Origin of the sequence: Citrobacter sp. MNAZ 1397, from assembly GCF_023613995.1 — a bacterium.
Taxonomy (GTDB): Bacteria; Pseudomonadota; Gammaproteobacteria; order Enterobacterales; family Enterobacteriaceae; genus Phytobacter; species Phytobacter ursingii.
Map to the genome: position 1 here is coordinate 1,408,233 of NZ_JAKIVH010000001.1, position 19,623 is coordinate 1,427,855.

Annotated in this window: 12 protein-coding genes; 8 read left to right on the forward strand and 4 right to left on the reverse strand. The window is 49.8% G+C overall.

The window, feature by feature from the left end; genetic code table 11:
- Positions 1-178: 178 nt before the first annotated feature.
- On the forward strand, positions 179-3,106 hold the full coding sequence (locus L2097_RS06510) for an HD domain-containing phosphohydrolase (protein WP_250352410.1): 2,928 nt from the start codon (positions 179-181) through the stop codon (positions 3,104-3,106).
- A 57-nt stretch (positions 3,107-3,163) separates the two neighbouring features.
- Here L2097_RS06510 and lysC read toward each other — a convergent pair whose 3' ends face one another.
- Positions 3,164-4,525 carry a lysine-sensitive aspartokinase 3 gene (gene lysC / locus L2097_RS06515; RefSeq protein WP_250352411.1) on the reverse strand — a complete coding sequence of 454 codons (1,362 nt, stop codon included), beginning with the start codon at positions 4,523-4,525 and terminating at the stop codon, positions 3,164-3,166.
- Positions 4,526-5,308: 783 nt separating this feature from the next.
- On the opposite strand from lysC, the gene L2097_RS06520 reads away from it, so the two are divergent.
- Positions 5,309-6,694 (forward strand): diaminobutyrate--2-oxoglutarate transaminase, encoded by a 1,386-nt coding sequence (locus tag L2097_RS06520; RefSeq protein WP_071845871.1) that lies wholly within the window; start codon positions 5,309-5,311, stop codon positions 6,692-6,694.
- A gap of 17 nt (positions 6,695-6,711) precedes the next feature.
- Positions 6,712-8,175, forward strand: coding sequence for a pyridoxal phosphate-dependent decarboxylase family protein (locus L2097_RS06525; protein WP_047370306.1), 1,464 nt, complete (start codon positions 6,712-6,714; stop codon positions 8,173-8,175).
- 61 nt (positions 8,176-8,236) lie between these two features.
- On the opposite strand, the gene L2097_RS06530 is transcribed toward L2097_RS06525, so the two are convergent.
- Positions 8,237-9,427 carry a citrate synthase family protein gene (locus L2097_RS06530; protein WP_250352412.1) on the reverse strand — a complete coding sequence of 397 codons (1,191 nt, stop codon included), beginning with the start codon at positions 9,425-9,427 and terminating at the stop codon, positions 8,237-8,239.
- A 696-nt stretch (positions 9,428-10,123) separates the two neighbouring features.
- On the opposite strand from L2097_RS06530, the gene L2097_RS06535 reads away from it, so the two are divergent.
- From L2097_RS06535 to L2097_RS06550, 4 genes are all read left to right on the forward strand, one after another.
- Complete coding sequence (locus L2097_RS06535; RefSeq protein WP_047370308.1) at positions 10,124-11,452, forward strand: MFS transporter; 1,329 nt, start codon at positions 10,124-10,126, stop codon at positions 11,450-11,452.
- 127 nt (positions 11,453-11,579) lie between these two features.
- Entirely contained in the window at positions 11,580-11,954 is a 375-nt protein-coding gene (locus L2097_RS06540) for a VOC family protein (RefSeq protein WP_250353137.1), read from the forward strand.
- A 67-nt stretch (positions 11,955-12,021) separates the two neighbouring features.
- Positions 12,022-12,975: a 2-hydroxyacid dehydrogenase gene (locus L2097_RS06545; RefSeq protein ID WP_250352413.1), complete on the forward strand. Its 954-nt coding sequence runs from the start codon at positions 12,022-12,024 to the stop codon at positions 12,973-12,975.
- A gap of 50 nt (positions 12,976-13,025) precedes the next feature.
- A complete protein-coding gene (locus L2097_RS06550) occupies positions 13,026-13,790 on the forward strand; it encodes an SDR family oxidoreductase (RefSeq protein WP_047370311.1) in 765 nt (254 codons plus the stop codon).
- Positions 13,791-14,095: 305 nt separating this feature from the next.
- Here L2097_RS06550 and L2097_RS06555 read toward each other — a convergent pair whose 3' ends face one another.
- Both L2097_RS06555 and L2097_RS06560 read right to left on the reverse strand, forming a co-directional pair.
- Positions 14,096-14,431 carry a hypothetical protein gene (locus L2097_RS06555; RefSeq protein WP_047370312.1) on the reverse strand — a complete coding sequence of 112 codons (336 nt, stop codon included), beginning with the start codon at positions 14,429-14,431 and terminating at the stop codon, positions 14,096-14,098.
- 17 nt (positions 14,432-14,448) lie between these two features.
- Positions 14,449-15,039: a phage tail protein gene (locus L2097_RS06560; protein WP_085007735.1), complete on the reverse strand. Its 591-nt coding sequence runs from the start codon at positions 15,037-15,039 to the stop codon at positions 14,449-14,451.
- Between the two features lie 1,101 nt (positions 15,040-16,140).
- Here L2097_RS06560 and L2097_RS06565 point away from each other — a divergent pair.
- Entirely contained in the window at positions 16,141-19,506 is a 3,366-nt protein-coding gene (locus tag L2097_RS06565; RefSeq protein WP_250353138.1) for an AAA domain-containing protein, read from the forward strand.
- Positions 19,507-19,623 lie beyond the last annotated feature (117 nt).

Consider the following 19,623-nt stretch of genomic DNA (forward strand, 5'->3'; position numbering starts at 1 on the left):
TCTCAGTGCCAGTGATAACCACAGCTGGCAGGACGCAATGCATGACAGGATCTGGCAAATTCTGGCTAAATACGCAGAAAAACAGTCTTTTTTTGCCACGTCTGTCGCTTTTTACGGCTTCGGTTATGCTTATAAAACTCGTCGTATCTTTCCTGGAAAAACCCAAGGAAAAGCGCCAATGAAAACGCGAATAAGCAAACTAAAAAATCGATATCCGTTGCACATCCAGATAACCGTTCTTTTTACGCTACTCATTGTTTCAATTGGCAGCATTATTATTCTTTTCAGTCATAGTCGGCTGACTAAGCTTGCGGAAATCAGTACGCACCAACGTTATCAACAAACGGGTAAGGCGATAGCTGCGGAACTGAATTCACTGACACGAACGATGGCGGGTTCGGTGAACATCCTGACGAAAATGGCGGTCGCTGATGCGGCGACAGAGCCACAACGGATGGCGCAATTGAGTAGCTTCATCATGGTGCTACAACAGAATGATTACGCCAGTTCCGTATATTGCGCCTGGGATAACGGAGACTTTTTTATTCTTCGCCGTTTAACGAACCAAAATCGGCTGTTATTTAAAAGCCCCGCCAATGCGCAATGGCTGGTGCAAAACTATCGACTGGATGTCAATCCGCCGCAGAAAAAAGCATCTTATTTAGACAGTGCGCAAAACATTATTTCATCGGCCCTTGTGCCTTATGATAATTACGATCCGCGCGCCCGGAAATGGTATACGCTTGCCCGCAGCGAAACAGGGCTGGTTACCTCGCCCAATTATATGTTTAAGGCCACAGGTGAAACCGGGTTTACCTACAGTCAGCTGGCAGATAATCAACATGCAGTGATTGGGCTCGATGTTTCTCTCGCCTCACTTTCCGCGTTTTTGCAAAAACAAGGACTACCGCCTGGTAGCCAGGCCGCAATTCTGTCTGAATCAGGTGAGGTCATCGCCAGTCAGCCAACGCGTGGGGCTGGTAATAACGGCAGTTTGAACATGGATAACTTGCCGGTCTTACAATCATTACTGGCACATGAGAATGCCGGAAGCAGTGGTATTTTCAATGTTGCAAATGAAGACTGGTATGGTTCAGTAGTTAAGATTCACAGTAGCGGAAATGACTACCAACTTGCGATAGCCACGCCCGCGACCTTTTTGACGGCCGATGCCAGTGCGATCAGTCATCGTTCCACGCTGATCGCTTTCCTGTTACTTCTCCTCAGTCTGCCGGTTATCTGGTATTTCTCGCGCAAAATATCCCATCCGTTGCTCAGATTGCGCAAAGATGCGGAAGAGATAAGCCAGTTAAACTTTGAGGCGCAACAGCAGCCGGGTACCCGCTCGATCATTGAAGAGATAGATGATCTGCATACGGCGATGGCAAAAATGAAACAAACGCTGATCAAGTTTATTTCAATGGGCAGTATGTTGAGTGTTAAGAATAATTTTACCCAGCAGATGCAGGGACTCCTGGCCGAAACGACGGAAATCGCCGACATGACAGGCGGGATGGTGTTTCTGTCAAACCAAGATGTCAACAAATTTACGCCTGCCGCCTTTCGTTGGCGTGAGGAAAACATCGACTTCTCTGACATTCAGCCGCTCACCGTGGACCACGATCACTGTGCCGGATTCTGGCAACTATTGCAGGGACAGACGGTAAGCGGCATGTTAAGTCGTGAAAATACTCCGCCGTCACTGCTGGCGTTTCTTTTACCGCATCTGCCAGTGCGTTATGTCGCCGTACCGATGCAAACTCACGATAATCACCCGATGGGTTTCCTGTTGCTTTTCAATAGTGATGTGCTTACCGATAAACAGGAAAATGCCAAAATTCAGTTGATCAATTCGCTGGTCGGAATGTTGTCGGTGGCGATCGAAGCCCAGCATCTTTTGGCAGAACAGAAGAAGCTGCTGAATGCCTTCATTAAACTGATTGCCGGGGCGATTGACGAGAAAAGCCCTTATACCGGCGGCCATTGCCAGCGCGTACCGGTTATCACAAAAATGCTGGCAAAAGCCGCTGTTGAAGCACAAGAGGGACCGTTCGCCAGCTTTACCCTTTCTGACAGCGAGTGGGAGGAATTGCATACCGCCTGCTGGCTGCATGATTGCGGGAAGATCACTACCCCGGAAGTTGTCGTTGATAAAGCCACCAAGCTTGAGCAGATCTACAACCGGATCCATGAAATCCGTATGCGCTTTGAACTGCTTAAACGGGAAAAAGAAATTGAATTCTTGCGACATCACGATGAGCATGCTGACGCGCAAACGCTGGAAGCGGCGCTTCGCCAGCTTGATGATGATTTCTACTTTATTGCCCGCTGTAATATTGGCAGTGAGTTTCTCTCTGATGACGCACTGGCACGGATTAAGACGATTGCCGAATATCGCTGGACGCGCACCCTCGACGATACCGCAGGCGTTTCACAGGACGAGTTAACGCGTAAAAGACGCCAGCCTGGCGCTGCGTTACCCGTGCAGGAGCCGATGCTGGCAGATAAAGAAGAGCATATCGTCTACCGCACCGATGTCAGTAGGGAGGCCGACCGATATCACTTCAAGCTGAAAAAACCGCTCTACCAGTATAACTATGGCGAAATTTATAATTTGAGTATCCGCCGCGGCACGCTCAATGATGAGGAGCGCTACAAAATCAACGAGCACATCATACAGACCATTATCATGCTGGATAATTTGCCGTTTCCGCGCACGATGGCCAATGTGCCGATGATTGCTGGTGGACATCATGAACGCATGGACGGCAACGGTTATCCATACCAGCTTAAGGATTCGCAGATGAGTATGCAGGTCAAAATGCTGGCGATTGCGGATGTTTTCGAAGCGTTAACGGCCATTGACCGGCCATACAAACCAGGAAAATTGCTCTCTGAAGCGCTCAGTATCATGGTCAGTATGGTGAATGAGCATCACCTGGACCGGGAACTATTTATCTTGTTCCTGCAGTCGGGCGTCTGGCTTGACTATGCGCAGACCTATTTAGACCCGGAGAAAACGGACCGCGTGAATGTTTCGGCGCTGCTGGCAAAAATTAAGCCGCAGCAGAGTGAAGAGGTAACGCCTGAAACCAGCCCGGCGTAACGCCGTCTTAATCACCCGAAGCGAGCGCCGCATCGGCTCGCTTCGGGCGGCACAGTTTTATTCGAATAAACTGCGATGAAGGACTTTGACTGCGCTGTCTGATGAGGCGGCAGGCAGCAGGAAACAGAGCGTATGGTCGGACGCGCCGTGGCAAATCATCCGCACGTGATGTTTTTCCAGCTCAGTAAACACATCTTTGCAGACACCGGACGCCTGAGTGAGGTCATTACCGATAAGTGTTACCAGGTCCAGACCGGTCTCCAGCTCAACGCGACAGCGGGAAGAGAGTTCGGTCAACAACGACGTGGTCAGCGAGTCTGCATCACCCGAGGTGGCGCCCGACGCATTGAGGATCAGCGCGATGCTGGTTTCTGAGGTGGTCACCAAATCAATCGCCGTATTATGACGTGACAGCACTGCAAACATCTCAGCCAGGAATACGCACGCAGGTTGGGTATTCAGACTGTGCAATTTCAGCAGCGTCTGTTTGCGACGCACGGCCAGCGCACGGTAGCGGGGGGGATTATCCGCATGGCAACACACCAGTGTACCGCCTGCAGACGGATTTTTACTGGAACCCACAAAGACCGGAATATTTTTGCGCATTGCCGGCAACATAGTGGCAGGATGCAGCACTTTAGCGCCATAGGCCGCCATTTCGCTGGCCTCAGAAAAGGTGACGTTATCCATGCGCTGTGCCTGGGGAACAATCCGCGGATCGGTGGTGTAAATCCCGGCAACATCGGTCCAGATATCCACGCGTGCGGCGTGTAACGCCTCACCAAACAATGAGGCGCTGTAATCGCTACCGCCGCGCCCCAGGGTCGTCGTGTGCCCCTTCGCATCACTGCCAATAAACCCCTGCGTGATCACTAACGCCTGTTCCAGGCGAGGGCGTAGCTGTTTTTCCGCCAGTTCCGCGATTGCCGCCGGCATCGGTTCTGCACAGCCGAAACCGTCATTTGTACGGATCACTTTTCGTGCATCAAACCACTGTGTTTCAACGCCGCGCTCACGCAACACCTCGACGAACAGCAGACTGGACATCAGCTCACCGTGACTGACTAACGCGTCGTTCAACGCCGTTGAACTGACACTGGCCGCTTCTTCGGCAAGACGGCTGATATTGTCGAGCAGATGGTCAATTTCCTGACTAATAGCCGTTGGCTGGCTCAGTCGGGAAATAATGTTGTACTGAATGGCGCGTAGCGTTTCGATTTTGTCCGTACGTTCACCACTCTCCAGGCCAGCGGATAGCTCCACTAACAGATTGGTGACGCCAGCAGAGGCGGACAACACAACCAGACGAACATCTTGATCGGCAAGGACGATGGAGGCACTACGGTTCATCGCGTCAAAATCAGCAACACTGGTGCCGCCAAATTTTGCAACAACGATTTGTGGATAAATGCGAGTCATAACAATCTCATATCAGGGCGCCATATAAGGAATGGCATGAAAATTTTCATTCTCGGCATAAGGGAAGCGGGCTGAGAAAGGGGGAATAACCCCGTTACGTCAGCGGCTTACGCCTTACGAAATGTCCGCCCGCGAACATTTCTGATTACAACCCAGGATGTTGCTCCCGTTGTCGATAACATGTTTGCCTGTAACGCGTTACCGGGGTGTTACTTATTTATTACTTAAATTATTAATTTCCTTTTGCAATACGCGTTTCTTCTTTGTCGCGCAGGGTTAAGCTGTCGTGAAAATGTCACGTTTTCTGGTTAATTTTGGCAAACGTCATCGCCGCCTTTACCAGGTATTGCGATGTACAGGGATTTTATCGCGGGCATAGTAAGTGATTTAACCCGCCGGATCGATAATTTCCTTACGCTTTATGGCAAAGAAGTAAAAAAAATAATAATGCACTCAAATGCTTCCATCATCATTAACTTTAAATGACAGCAAATCCAGAATAAATAACCATAATATAGGTTAAGGCGATGCCGTTATCACGATGTTGTACATAAATCAGGCATTACGCACTAAGTAACAGAATTAGTTACAAAATATGATGCTTACAATAAAGCCAGTTGCGTTGTTTCTCATTGATTTCAAATAAAAATGTCTTAAAACGGTGTGGAAAATAAAATATTGAGTCCGTTGCTAAAAAAACATATATTAGCCGCGTTTTTTACACCCCCCCCTTAAACATTAATTCAACCCGGCGTTAATCATACCCGCGGTTGTAGGAGTGATATGATGACGGATAAAGTCCGTATTGATACTTTGAGTGCTAATTCATTACCGCAAAGCAATGAAACCTTTTTAGCAAGACAAGCTGAGTTTGAATCCAATGTCCGCAGCTATCCGCGCAAATTGCCTTTAGCGATTGCCAAAGCGCAGGGCGTTTGGATCACTGATGTCGAGGGCAATCAATATCTTGACTGCCTCGCAGGTGCCGGGACGATGGCGCTTGGTCATAACCATCCTGAAGTGCTTCAGAGCATCCAAAGTGTCATTACCAGTGGCTTACCGTTACATACGCTCGACCTGACCACGCCGTTGAAAGATGAATTTTCATCTTATCTTCTGTCGCTGTTGCCGGGTCAGGGTAAAGAGTACTGCCTGCAATTTACCGGTCCTTCCGGCGCTGACGCCGTTGAAGCCGCACTGAAACTGGCGAAAAAGGTCACCGGCCGTTCTGGCGTGATCAGCTTCTCCGGCGGTTACCATGGCATGACCCATGGCGCGCTTTCTGTGACAGGTAACCTGTCACCTAAAGAAGCCGTCAACGGTATGATGCCAGAAGTGCAGTTTATGCCGTATCCAAACCAGTACCGTTGCCCGCTGGGTATCGGCGGTGAAGCCGGTGTTAAAGCGCTGACTTACTATTTCGACAACCTGATCAATGATGTCGAGAGCGGTGTGCGTAAGCCTGCTGCTGTGATCCTGGAAGCTGTACAAGGCGAGGGCGGCGTTAACCCGGCCCCGGCGGAGTGGCTGCAGCGTATCCGTAAAGTGACGCAGGAACACGGCATTATGCTGATTATCGACGAAGTGCAGGCTGGTTTTGCCCGTACCGGTAAACTGTTCGCCTTTGAACATGCTGGCATTGAGCCTGACATCATTGTTATGTCTAAAGCTGTCGGTGGCGGTTTGCCGCTGGCTGTTCTGGGCATCAAAAAACAGTTCGACGCCTGGGCGCCGGGTCACCACACCGGTACCTTCCGTGGCAACCAGCTGGCGATGGCAACCGGCCTGACCACGCTGAAAATCCTGAAAGACGATCGCATTGCCGATAAAGTCGCTGTGCAGGGCGAGTGGCTGAAAGGCAAACTGGCCGAGCTGCAGCAACGTTACCCGGTCATCGGTCACATTCGCGGTCTGGGTCTGATGATCGGTATTGAGATCGTTAAGCCGCACGAAGCGCAAGATCACATGGGTTGCTACCCGGCTGACGGCGAACTGTCTGCACTGTTACAGAAAGAGTGCTTCAAAGCAGGGCTGATTCTGGAGCGCGGCGGCCGTAACGGTTGCGTACTGCGTCTGCTGCCTTCGCTGTTGATCAGCAATGCAGAACTGGAAATCTTCCTGGATAAATTTGAAACCGCGTTGCTGAACGCTGGCGTTAAACCTGTTTAATCGGAGTTGTCGATAGCATGTCTGATATTAATCCGATTCTGTCAGGTTCTGAGCAGAGCATTGCTGCCTATCAGGACGCCATTGAGCAAAGCACGAAAGCCGTTGTGCAATGGTTACAGCAACCTGAGATGTATCAGGGCAAGACCGTCGAGCAGCTTCGCGAGCGCATCAATTTAGCGTTTAACGCTCAGGGCCTGGGTAACCAGGCCGCTATTGAGCGCGCCGTTGAGTATTTTCTCAAAGACAGTCTGTCCGTGCACCACCCGCAGTGCGTGGCGCATCTGCACTGCCCGAGTCTGGTGATTAGCCAGGCGGCGGAAGTGCTGATCAACGCCACCAACCAGAGTATGGACTCCTGGGACCAGAGCCCGTCTGCCACCATCATGGAAGTGAAGCTGATTGAATGGCTGCGCGAACAGGTTGGTTTCGGCGCGGGCGACGCCGGTGTGTTCACCAGCGGCGGTACGCAGAGTAACCTGATGGGCCTGATGCTGGCGCGTGATGCGTTCTTTGCTCGTCAGGGCCACTCTGTTCAGCAGAACGGTTTAACGGGCGATCTCAGCAAGCTCAAAGTGTTCTGTTCGGAAAATGCGCATTTCTCCGTACAGAAAAACATGGCACTGATGGGGCTGGGTTACCGTTCTGTCACGCTGGTGAAAACAGACGAATTCTCGCGTATGGACGTGAGCGATCTGTCCGAAAAACTGGCGCAGGCGAAAGCGAACGGCGAGCAGGTGATGGCGATTGTCGCTACTGCCGGCACCACCGATGCGGGGGCTATCGACCCGCTGGCAGATATCGCGGCACTGGCAGCGAAAGAAGGTATCTGGGTTCATGTCGATGCAGCATGGGGCGGCGCGCTCCTGCTGTCTGAGAAGTATCGCCACTACCTGAACGGCCTGGAGTTAGTGGATTCAGTTACCCTGGATTTCCATAAACAATTCTTCCAGACCATCAGCTGCGGCGCGTTCCTGCTGAAAGATGCACGTCACTACCAGCTGATGCGCTACCAGGCGGCCTACCTGAACTCCGACTTCGACGAAGAGCACGGCGTTCCGAACCTGGTATCGAAGTCTTTACAGACCACACGTCGTTTTGATGCCCTGAAATTGTGGATGGGCCTTGAAGCACTCGGTCAGAAGAAATACGCCGAAATCATCGATAACGGTGTGACGCTGGCACAGGATGTGGCTGCCTGGGTTCTTGAGCAGCCGCAACTGGAACTGGTCATGAAGCCGCAGCTGGCAAGCGTACTGTTCCGCTTCCGTCCGGCGCAGGGAGATATGGCCTTTGTTGCCCTGTTGAACCAGCGCATCGGCGACGCGCTGCTGGCTTCCGGCGCTGCGAACGTGGGTGTCACCGAAGCGGACGGCATCACCTGCCTGAAACTGACGTTGCTGAACCCGACCGTAAACCTGCAGGACGTTAAAGTGCTGCTGGAAAGCGTTAAAGCCTGCGGTCAGCAACTGCTGAACGCCTGATTTAACCCGCTACGCGAGAAAAAACCGACAGCAGAGATGCTGTCGGTTTTTTTATGTCTGCTCAGTTGCGCCCGTTCACTGGCACATTCAGATCTGGCCCGATGTAGCGACCGCGCGGGCGAATCACCTTGCAGGTGTTGATTTGTTCCATAGCATGCGCCAGCAGTCCGACGCTGCGGGCGATAGAGAAAAGTGCAAAGGCCGCATCGCCCTGTAGCCGGTAACGGGTCACCAGCGCGGCCAGCACCGCATCAATATTGGGATAAAGACCGGTCAGCGTGGTTACCTTTTCGATAAATTTGGCGATTTCATCCGGCGGCTCAAACTCTTCCAGTAGTGCAATGGCGCGCGGATCGCCATCGGGATAAAGGTGGTGGCCAAAGCCCGGAATCGGCAGCGCCGAGGAGAGGTAGCGGTTGACCACCTGCTCGGCGCTGGAACGCTCGACCTCATCTAACAGTGCTTTCACGCGCGGGGTGGCATCGCCGTGCAGCGGGCCGGTGAAGGTCGCCAGCCCGGTCAGCAAACAGGCGGGTAACGATGCGCCGTTAGAGGCGGCAATGCGCGTGGCAAAGGCGGAACTGGTCAGCTCATGATCGGCAAGCAGCACCATCGCTTTACGCAGAATATCCGCCACATCCTTTTCTTTTCCCCAGCCCTTTGCAAGACGCTGATGAATCAGCAAAGAGGGATTATTTTCCGCACCGAATGTCGAGGCCAGATGGCCCACCAGTGTTGCCGCTTCTGCATGCAAGACGCGTGCGGTGCGTGCGTGAGTCGAATGGCCCGTAGCAGTGGCCGCCGCCAGCGCCACAAAAGCATGCGTGCGATCCGGCGGGCAGGGCGGGTAGTCGCGTTCCTGAATGGAAAACACATTCAGGATTTCCGCATCCCATAGCAGGCGGGCGGTCTCTTCCAGCGTGGCCTCTTTGGCAAAGTTGACCGCATCTTTTCCCCGGTAGTACAGCCGACCGCGGGCAAACGTTGAGATAGCTGTTGGAATACTGGGCTCGGTGCCAAAAAGGGTGTTCGCAGCGAGGGTTTCCCGCTTCCGACCCTGCTGTTTTTTCTGTTTCAGCTTCTGAATAGTCTCGGCGCTGTAAAGGCTGCGACGGATATTCTGCGGATCCGGATGTGACGCAATCAATCCCCGGCTAACGTACGCATAGATGGTTTGTGCGCGTACGCCAAGATAGTCCTGAACCTCCTCCAGCGTAAGCCATGTCGCTACTTTATTCTTGGATTCCATCATTGAGCCTGAAAATGGGGTGGTAAAGCAACGTTGGCACAGCCAGTTGTTGGGCACCAGGATTTTGCATGCCCTCAACGGGAATAACGGGCGAGGGCGGCATGACGCTTTCAGCCGAACAGCGATATTGAACCGAATTAATAAATCTTATCGTTCACCTGGCGTCCCATCAATGTTGATTAACACAATCAACTGATAAACAGATCGCAAAACGGTGAGATATTGCCAGGACCGTCACTTTTCAGGCGGGAATAAGCGGCGCACCGCTTCGCTTACACATACCACCGTATTTTAAGATACCGTAAACAGCAAATTGTCAACAAACAAAAGCAATCTATCGTTCATTCATCACACAACCGGACGATGATGACGGATATTTATATTGATTAATTTAATCAAGATTGATCCGCGCCAGACCTTATTCTACCGTCAAATAAGTACTCAATGATAAAAACGATAAAGTGATTTACGAGTAAGAATGACTGTTATTGAGAATGGTGATAACGAAAAGGAAATTCATGGCTATATAGGGCGCTGTGTCAATTTTTTAACCACAGCATGCGTTTGCAATAATCACATTCTCTACAACAAATAGCGGGCATTTTAGTCGAACAGAATATTTACCTCATAATTATTAGCCACCTGAAAGTACAGGTAGAAAAATATAAAGAACACCTACAAATCCGTGAAGGAAAAAATATGAACCAGGTACAACAACAAGAGCTTACCGAGGCAGCAAGAGTTGCCGACGTGGCAACATCCGGAAAGGCAACACGCATTCGCTATTACATGCTTGCGTTGATATTGTTTGCCACAATAATCAACTTCGTCGATCGGTCGAGTCTCGGCATTTTGGCGCCGTTTATCAGTAAAGATCTTGCATTAGATAAAGTCCAGATGGGACAGATTTTCGCCGCATTTGGCCTGACTTACGCCTTTGCGCTTGTGCCTGGCGGAATTATTGCCGATGTACTGGGTTCGCGTATTGCTTACGCATTTTCTCTGATCACCTGGTCACTGGCTACGATGACGCAAGGGTTAGCCGGTGGTTTTAATATGTTGTTCGGCTCACGTCTGGCGATTGGCGCCCTTGAAGCGCCCGCTTTTCCGTCAAACGCCCGTGCGGTGACGATGTGGTTTCCTACTGGCGAGCGTGGTTTTGCCACCAGTGTTTATGTCATGGGGCAGTATATTGGCACGCCTTTATTTACCGGGTTGCTACTGTGGATCGCAAACGGTTTTGGCTGGCGCTCCGCCTTTTATTTAACCGGCGGTGCGGGCCTCCTGTTCGGTATTCTGTGGTATATCTGGTATCGCGATCCGTTAAATCATCGTTCAGCCAATGAAGCCGAACTGAAACATATTCGTGAAGGTGGTGGTCTTGTCGGTAAAAAAGAGCGTGACCGCTTTGACTGGAAAAATGCGCTACGTCTGTTGAAACACCGTCAGATTCTGGCGATTTGTCTGGGAAAATTCTGTAATAACGCCATCCTGGTATTCTTTACGACCTGGTTTATGACCTATCTGGTTGAAGAACGTCAAATGACGATGATTAAAGTGGGTATTTTCCAGGCGTTACCGTTCCTCGGAGCAACCGCCGGGATATTACTCGCAGGCTTTTTTTCCGATTTCTTTATTCGCCGTGGTTATTCCATGTCGGTGGCCCGCAAAGCGCCATTGATTATTGGTACACTGTTAGGTTCATCCATTCTGTTAGTTAACTTCGTGACGTCTAATGAATTAATCATTGTTATTTTGACCATCTCTTTTTTCGCGCAGGGTGTGGGTTCATCCTCCTGGGCTGCGGTATCTGAAATTGCGCCGCGCCAATATATTGGTTTAACCAGCAGTATCACCAGCCTTGCGGCCAATATTGCCGGCGTCACCACGCCGATAATGATTGGTTATATTCTCCATGTTACCGGCCAATTCTTTTGGGCGCTCAATATGATGGGGATTATGTGTTTGATTGGTGCCTTTGCCTATTCATTCCTGCTGGGGCCATTGTCCCGTATCGAAATGGATTGAGGCGCGAACCACGATATCAACTCATTAATAGCACAGTGATTGTTCACTGATTTCTCCAGCCTGCGTCGTGATTGATTGACTGCCTCAGGCAACCAGGCTGGATGTGTTTATAGGGAGAAACGAAGTGATGATGTTTAAGTGGGATCATTTACAGTTGCGCAGCCCGGACCCGGAATTGACCGCGTTATGGTTTGAACGTTGCCTGGAGGCTGAAATCATCCGTAAGCCAGGCAAAGTGGATATCCGCCTCGCCGGGATCGATATCTTTATCGCGCCAGTGGTTGACGGCGATGGCGTTGCGCCAGCACCACTGCCGCCTTATCAGGGGCTGGACCATTTTGGTCTGACGGTCGACAACCTTGATGAGGTGGTCGCCGAATTAAAACAACGCGGCGTGGTATTCACCCAGCAGCCGAAAACGCTCCGTCCCGGCGTACGCGGATGTTTTATTCGTGGACCACAAAATATCTCCATCGAAATACTTGAAAGACACTTGCCATAAATGACGAAGCTCACAGGTAAAAACGACTAACACATCAGCCACTGATTGGCGAAACCAGGATTTTTTTATGAAACCCAGCATTTTACAGTTAAATCCCATTCTGATTCCCGCGATTAGCGAGAAATTACATTCCCTCTATACCGTGCATCGCTATTTCGAGATCGCAGATAAAGAGGCCTTTATTAAAGAACACGGTAATTCCATTCGCGGCGTTGTTTCCGGCGGCCATACAGGTATTAGCAATGCGCTTATGGAAAAACTGCCCGCCCTTGAAGTGGTCGCCATTAATGGCGTAGGGGTGGATGCGGTTGATCTGAATTACGCCCGCAAGCGCGGTATTGATGTCACAGCGACGCTTGGCGCACTCACCGAAGATGTGGCTGACCTCGCCATTGGCCTGCTGATCGCCACCTGTCGCGGCATCTGTTCCGGCGACCGCGTGGTGCGTAACGGGCTGTGGGCGAAAAATCCGCATCCCGGTTCCATCCCGCTTTCCCGTCGTTTCAGCGGTATGCGGATTGGTATTGTTGGGATGGGGCGAGTGGGGCGCGCCATTGCTGCTCGCGCATCGGCATTCGGATGCCCGATCAGCTATACCGACCTTCACGCGATGAAGGACCTGGATTACCCGTTTATTGCTGACTTGAAGGAACTGGCCCGCCAGAGTGATGCGCTGATCCTTTCCGCGTCTGCGGATAAAGCGGAAGGCATTGTTAATGCCGCCATACTTGATGCGCTCGGCCCGGACGGCTTTCTTGTTAACATCGCCCGTGGAAAACTGGTCAATGAACCTGATCTGGTTGCGGCTCTGGCCGAAGGGCGCATCAGCGGCGCGGGACTGGATGTTTTCGTTGATGAACCGAACGTTCCTGAGGTGCTTTTTGGTCTGGACAGCGTTGTGCTGCAGGCGCATCGAGCCAGTGCCACAGTGGAAACGCGTACTGCGATGGGGGAAATGGTGCTGGCGAGCCTGGCACAGGCACTTTCCGGACAGCGCCCGGATAACAGTCTGACCCGTTGATCAGAACTGCTATTATCATATTTATCAAACTATTAAAAAAGGAAGCCGTTATGATCACGTCAAGAAAGATTGCGCTGGTTACCGGTGCGGGCAGTGGGATTGGCAGGGCAACTGCGCTGGCGCTGTTCCGTGCCGGTTATTTTGTTGTTCTCGCTGGTCGCCGTCTGGACCCGCTACTGGAGACAGTTGCGGCGATGGAAGACAGCAGCGACGGCGGCCAGACGATGGTCGTCCCAACTGATGTTACCGATCCCGAATCGGTTACTGCGTTGTTTGCGCGGATCAAGGATAAACTGGGGCGCCTCGATGTGCTGTTTAATAATGCCGGGACCAATTTCCCCGGTATCCCCTTCGAAGATCTGAGCTACGAGAAATGGTCCGCCGTGGTCAATGTCAATCTGACCGGTATGTTCCTTTGCGCTCAGGGCGCATTCCGCCTGATGAAGGAACAAACCCCGCAGGGGGGCCGCATCATCAACAACGGTTCTGTCTCCGCACACGCACCGCGTCCCGATTCGGCGGCATATACGGCGACCAAACATGGCGTAACCGGGTTAACGAAAAGTATTTCGCTCGATGGCAGAAAGTATGATATCGCCTGTGGCCAGATTGATATTGGGAATGCGTATACTGAATTATCGCAACGTATGTCTAAAGGCGTGAAGCAGGCGAACGGCGAGTTGGTCGTAGAGGCGATGATGGATGTATCGCAGGTCGCCAACAGCGTGGTCTATATGGCCAGCGTCCCGCTTGATACCAATGTACAGTTTATCACCGTGATGGCGACCAAAATGCCGTTTGTCGGGCGTGGTTAAACGTTCAGAAAATCTATTCACACCCAGGACACAGTCCGCTTACGCGTTAATGGCTAAACGGACTGAGTCGCGAATTATCCCGGCCTCTTCACGTGACAGCGCCTTCCTCAGATGCCATGAGCAGAGGAGGAGGGGGACTACCATTGACACGGCGGTCCCGGAAAGAGTGTGTACATCAATTTACGACAAGCGGCTTAGACTTAGTTCGTGATGTGCACCTGGTTTTCTTTGATGGTGGATAAATAGGTATGGTATCCATTAAAACAGCAGCACTGAAAGGCGCAGATTTTTTCTGCGCCTGTACGCTAATTAAAAATAAGCTGAAAATAACTGTATGCAGGATCTCTTCCCATATCCAGTATGCGATTAATACTGATGCCCTCTATTTTTAACCCATGATGGTCCGACGACTCAGGCAATTGTAAAATACCAAAAGCATTCACCAGTAACGTATTGGCGGGCCCCTGCAGTTCTACCAGAAAGGGTTCGCGTGATTGATTTCGTTGCGTAGGTATTTGTGCATTTGGTTTTAATATTACCTTTTTAACCAGTAAAGGCAATTCCATACCATTATCTGCATACATGACACAGGATTGCCCAATGAATGGGGTAAAGTTGTGGCTGCAAATATCTTTCAGCATAATTTCATCCAGGTATTTTAGTCATTATGAGGCGGATACAGTCCTTCGATGGCAATACAGAAATTGATAGCCAGAAATGGGTTCATAACAGAGAACGGTGCGTTTGCTCCTGCAGGGTCAAGATTTCCGCTCATGCCCATCCCGCCAACGCTCACAGGATCGGACAGTGTGCTGGACCAAATATTGGCCAGCCCGGTACCTCCACTTGATGCGCCAATAAATGACGCTTGGGTTGATGGCTTGCTCGCCGGAGTAGCGGGTACAGGGGTGCCGCCAGCCAGTAGTTGTGCCTTCAGATTGCTTGTGCCATGGGTATGCATAGGCATGTTTGCGGTTGTTAATGCGGCGATACTGTTGCCACCTTTGGCGCCAACATTATGCGCGGGCATATTGATATCGATTTGTGCCGGCCCGCTGCCAATAAGCATTCGACCAGACAGGTTTGGCAGGTTAAATGTCGTGGTGCCATTACCGCCATAGAATATACCCAGTAATGAATACAGGGCTTGATATTGTCCAACGCTATATTGTTGCCCATAGCATAAAGCGAAACCATATGGAGGGTAGTTAAATGCAAAGGGAAGAATTGTACCCATATAGACTTCCATAATAACTCCTTGTTTAAAAGATGATTAGTGGAGCTTACATAGTTGGTCGGTGTCATTGGGAAATGACATTAATAGTGTGGACGATTAATGCTGTTTGTCGAATAATTTACGCTACAGTGGCACTTATAAATATTGTATTGGCACTAAATTAAAAACCGGACTGTGTTATTTTTATGTTGAATGTTCAACGCTCAAGTCCAGTGTATCCTTTTCAACACATATTGTTCCTTTTACGTGGCATGTCAAAAGTTTCCTCACTATAGGGGTTTCGGTGAGATTAATGAGAAATTTATTCATCTATGCTCGGGGTATTCCGTTCCTCCGTCACAAATAAATGCCGCAGCAAGTAAACGGGAATCAGCGCCGGAGTCATTACCTGAAGACTCCCCGATAGTTTCTCGCGCTTTTCAGCGGCGGGAAGGATATCAGGGAGTGGCTCCGGGACAGAAAGGGTGGCCGGTCAGGATCCGGAGAGGCTCGATACGGCTTTTATTCTGGCGAAAACGCGGATTACGACGGATAACCATACCGACGCAATCTTCAAGCCCGGACGCGACAGGGAGCCGCCACTTTCAGGTAATCGATTTTAGACGGGAGGCTAGAAAACGAAAGATGAAGGGGGGCACTTAACCCTATGATTTTATGTAAACCGTCTAAGGTCAGGAAGTCAGTGAACAATCAGCATCATTTAACTTATGTTGTGCACAAGTATAGCTCATTAACAATACATCTTATAATACATTGTTTTTATTGTTTTTTATTTAAAATAATCCACATTGTATCAAATCTACTTCATGAACCAATACTTAATGTTCATTTTTCAACCATCCTCGACAATTTTAGTTCATGAACTATTTTCAATCGGAACATCCTAAAATAAACCTATAAATCTAGTAGTTATCTGATTGCTATGTTGACCACTGCGTAAAGAAAGGTAACATTTAGATACATTCACACTGGAAGCGGTGCTTATGTCTTTATAACGGCAATAACTGTTCAGGATCGAGGCACATGGAGCCAGAGCCATTTGCTGTGTATCAGGCGCTGTACTTTGCAATGCGCCGGGCAGCACATCTACAACATGAGGTTTAGGTGATTCAGATGCAGCACGTTTTTTCTTTCTGGAGAGCAGTTGAGGCGTTAACACCGCAGAAGCTCGATAAAGACAATCCCGATGATATGTTTACTCCGTCATATAAGATTGAATTTGGTGGTGTTCTGCCTTGGGATAATTCGAAGCATACTCGTAAACCACTTCCTTACGGCAAGGTGTGGCGCTATACAGTTCAGTCCGGTATCTATGATCTCACAGCAATCTCAACGCTGCTTGAAGAGAAGATTGGCCCACATAAAGAAGTTTTCGAAGACAGGGGAAATAGCCAAAGCCAGCTTTTCGATATTAGCGTCAATGAACATGGAATACCGCAGTTTGAATCCTTCATGCTATCACTTCCCGTGTGGTCTGCGGGGCAGATCTTACAGCAAGAACAGGGCTCATTCTCCTTGGAGCAAAGCATCCCAGCTGATTTATCTGATTTACCCACTCCCGGCGATATCATTCCTACTATTGATAGTGGTTTCGTTGGTTTCGATGAGTTAACCAAACACCTTATGCAATGGGTAGCAGATGAAGCCGCATATATGCGTAAAGAACGGCTGAAAGCTGATTTGTCCTGGATTATCAAATTGGCTGAGATAGTGATAGAAAAAACAAAGTTTCCGCGTGTCGTTATGGCTTCCAGACTCGTCTGTCTTACTAAATGTGTTCAGGTTAAAGCGCCTAAAACCGAACAGGCCAACGAAACCAAGACGCAAGAATCAGACGATAAATCAAGAAAAGTAAAAAAAGAAAACCCTGTAGTGGCTGCCGCTGATGATTTATTAAACAGTTTTTTCATTCAGGAATTACGCCATCTTGGTGGAGCATGGCAACGTAAAGATGTTGGCTTAGGGTTCGCTGAGTATATGAATGCGATTTCACAGCCAAGAAGGCAGCGAATCGATATCCGTTCGCCAAACGGTTTGGACCTTGCATTCCAAAGATTACTACCCACACAGACGCCTGCAGGTGCCTGGCCATCAAACTATCCATTGGCATTCAGCCAGCAACTGGCAGTCAACGAGATTTGGCGGCGCAATGCCGATAAGACAGGTATTTTTGCCGTTAATGGTCCTCCAGGAACAGGCAAAACCACATTACTCCGTGATGTTGTTGCTGCGGTAGTAACACAGAGGGCGAAAAAACTAATCAGGTGTGTGGATGAGGCCTTTTCGGAAAAGAAATCAATCAAGCTAGGAGAAAATTGGATCCCCTATTTTTCACTACACTCGGCAATAACAGGATCTTTTATTGTCGTGGCTTCAGCGAATAACGGGGCAGTGGAAAATATATCTCTTGAGCTACCAGGTGAAGAGGCCGTCCCCAAGAGCGTGCTTAGTCAGAGCGATTATTTTGCGGGTCTGGTCTCCGAACTTATTGGTAAACCGGGTTGGGGCCTTCTGGCCGCCAGATTAGGCAACAAAAGCAACAGGGATGAATTTCTGAAAATTTTCTGGTGGCGGAAGCCAGAAGAAAACCAGAATGACACGACATTGCCGCCAGATACGTTCACCCCTAAACGGGGAGAAGGACTGGCTTACCATCTTCAACTGATTAGAGACGGGATAAGAACACCTGCCATACAGTGGTGTGATGCTGTCTCGCGTTTTCAAAAAGCCCAGGCACACGAAGAAACCATACGCAACCGACTGATTGAATATTCAATGTTAAACGAGCAGATAAGCGAACTCCGTCTCCAAGTGAAAGAAACGACAGATGCGCGCGAGCTGATCGTCGCCAAACTTACTCAGGCGCGTGCAGAATGGTCAGAATGGGATGCAAAGGTCACGCAATTAGAGGAAGCATGCAACGATCAGCGCAATCAGATGGGTATTGCTGAGCACCATTTAATGCAGCATGAGTCTCATAGACCAGGATTTCTAGCCTGGATCTCGACCCTAGGTCGGGCGCATCGAGAATGGTGGGAGCGATATCATCGATTGACGCGCGAGCTCGATTTAGCAAGGGAAGGGATTGATCCACAACAAAAAGCGCTGGCATCCACAAAAATAAGGCGAACTGATATCCATGACTCTGTCGCGAAATGGGTGTCCGAATTACGCCAGGCTGATGGTTCTCTTGATCAAGTGAACAACCATCTCGACAAGAAAGTCACCTTGTTTAAAAAAGCACAATCTGCAATGGGACATTTTTGGCCAAACCCTTCGGCACAGGATGATGAGAGGGAAAAATCAGCGCCATGGGCGTATGAAGACTGGCGCAAGGCCAGGGAGAGGCTGTTTTTAGCCGCATTGGATATTCACCGAGCTTTTATTGAGACGCATCCAAGAGAGATGTTGAGTAACCTCTATCTGGCGAGTAATTGGCTTCAGGGCAAAAACATACCAGAGGCTCAGGCTGCACTAGCCCTTGACTCTTTATCCCTTATCATCCCTGTAATTTCAACGACTTTTGCCTCTATACCGCGTATGTTTAAAAAGATAGATCGGGAAACGATTGGTTGGCTTTTGATTGATGAAGCCGGGCAAGCATTACCTCAACAAGCAGCGGGAGCCATTTGGCGTGCAGCAAGAACGGTTGTCGTCGGTGATCCTAAGCAACTGGAGCCAGTAAGTGGGATTTCGCCAATAGTGGAAGGAGCTCTTGCGCAGCATTATGGGGTTCCGTCTTCCTGGTGGCCCAGTGAGGTATCAGCGCAGGTTCTGGCTGACCAAACAATGGACTTAGGAACCCGCCTCCCGGATGAGGATAAAGGAAAGACGGTCTGGGTCGGGTGCCCACTACGCGTTCATCGGCGCTGTGACGATCCGATGTTCACTGTCAGTAACACAGTTGCTTATGATGGATTAATGGTGCATGGGAAAAAGGAAACGCCTACACCCTTACCCCAAAGCTGCTGGATAGATATCGTTGGTAAGCACAGTGAGGGTAACTGGATTGTAGAAGAAGGGGTGGCAGTTAAAAAACTGTTGACCGAATTGCGTGATGTTCATAACGTTGCGACAGAGAATATTTTCCTTATTTCCCCGTTCAAAGATTGTGCCAGAAAGTTATGGCAACTTGCTGCCAATCTTGGTTTTAATACAAAGAAAACCGGCACTGTACATACTACCCAAGGTAAAGAGGCTAGTGTGGTGGTATTCGTTCTCGGTGGCAATGTACAAAAACCAGGAGCCAGAGCATGGGCAGCCAGTCGACCTAATCTGTTAAATGTCGCAGTGAGTAGGGCGAAGCAACGTTTGTACGTTATAGGTAGTCGTTCAGACTGGCAAAAATACCGGTATTTTTCTACGCTGGCAAAAAATTTACCAACGAATGCAACATTTAGTGCTGCCATTTCACAGCCTGTAGCGAAGCAGACTGTGTGGACAATGAACGATGAGCCAAATGCTCAATGTGATATCTGAGGGGATAGAACAATGGCAAACATGTTTCCATGTCCATCAGAATCCATTGCCTTTTACAGCCGAAGAGAGCCAACTGACTAAGTGAGTACATGACTTTAACCTTACAATTCACACGGG

What these genes read in the sequence shown, in the direction of transcription:
- L2097_RS06510 (WP_250352410.1), top strand. Translation starts at nt 179, where the DNA reads ATGAAAACGCGAATAAGCAAACTAAAAAATCGATATCCGTTGCACATC.
- lysC (WP_250352411.1), bottom strand. Translation starts at nt 4,525, where the DNA reads ATGACTCGCATTTATCCACAAATCGTTGTTGCAAAATTTGGCGGCACC.
- L2097_RS06520 (WP_071845871.1), top strand. Translation starts at nt 5,309, where the DNA reads ATGATGACGGATAAAGTCCGTATTGATACTTTGAGTGCTAATTCATTA.
- L2097_RS06525 (WP_047370306.1), top strand. Translation starts at nt 6,712, where the DNA reads ATGTCTGATATTAATCCGATTCTGTCAGGTTCTGAGCAGAGCATTGCT.
- L2097_RS06530 (WP_250352412.1), bottom strand. Translation starts at nt 9,427, where the DNA reads ATGATGGAATCCAAGAATAAAGTAGCGACATGGCTTACGCTGGAGGAG.
- L2097_RS06535 (WP_047370308.1), top strand. Translation starts at nt 10,124, where the DNA reads ATGAACCAGGTACAACAACAAGAGCTTACCGAGGCAGCAAGAGTTGCC.
- L2097_RS06540 (WP_250353137.1), top strand. Translation starts at nt 11,580, where the DNA reads ATGATGTTTAAGTGGGATCATTTACAGTTGCGCAGCCCGGACCCGGAA.
- L2097_RS06545 (WP_250352413.1), top strand. Translation starts at nt 12,022, where the DNA reads ATGAAACCCAGCATTTTACAGTTAAATCCCATTCTGATTCCCGCGATT.
- L2097_RS06550 (WP_047370311.1), top strand. Translation starts at nt 13,026, where the DNA reads ATGATCACGTCAAGAAAGATTGCGCTGGTTACCGGTGCGGGCAGTGGG.
- L2097_RS06555 (WP_047370312.1), bottom strand. Translation starts at nt 14,431, where the DNA reads ATGCTGAAAGATATTTGCAGCCACAACTTTACCCCATTCATTGGGCAA.
- L2097_RS06560 (WP_085007735.1), bottom strand. Translation starts at nt 15,039, where the DNA reads ATGGAAGTCTATATGGGTACAATTCTTCCCTTTGCATTTAACTACCCT.
- L2097_RS06565 (WP_250353138.1), top strand. Translation starts at nt 16,141, where the DNA reads ATGCAGCACGTTTTTTCTTTCTGGAGAGCAGTTGAGGCGTTAACACCG.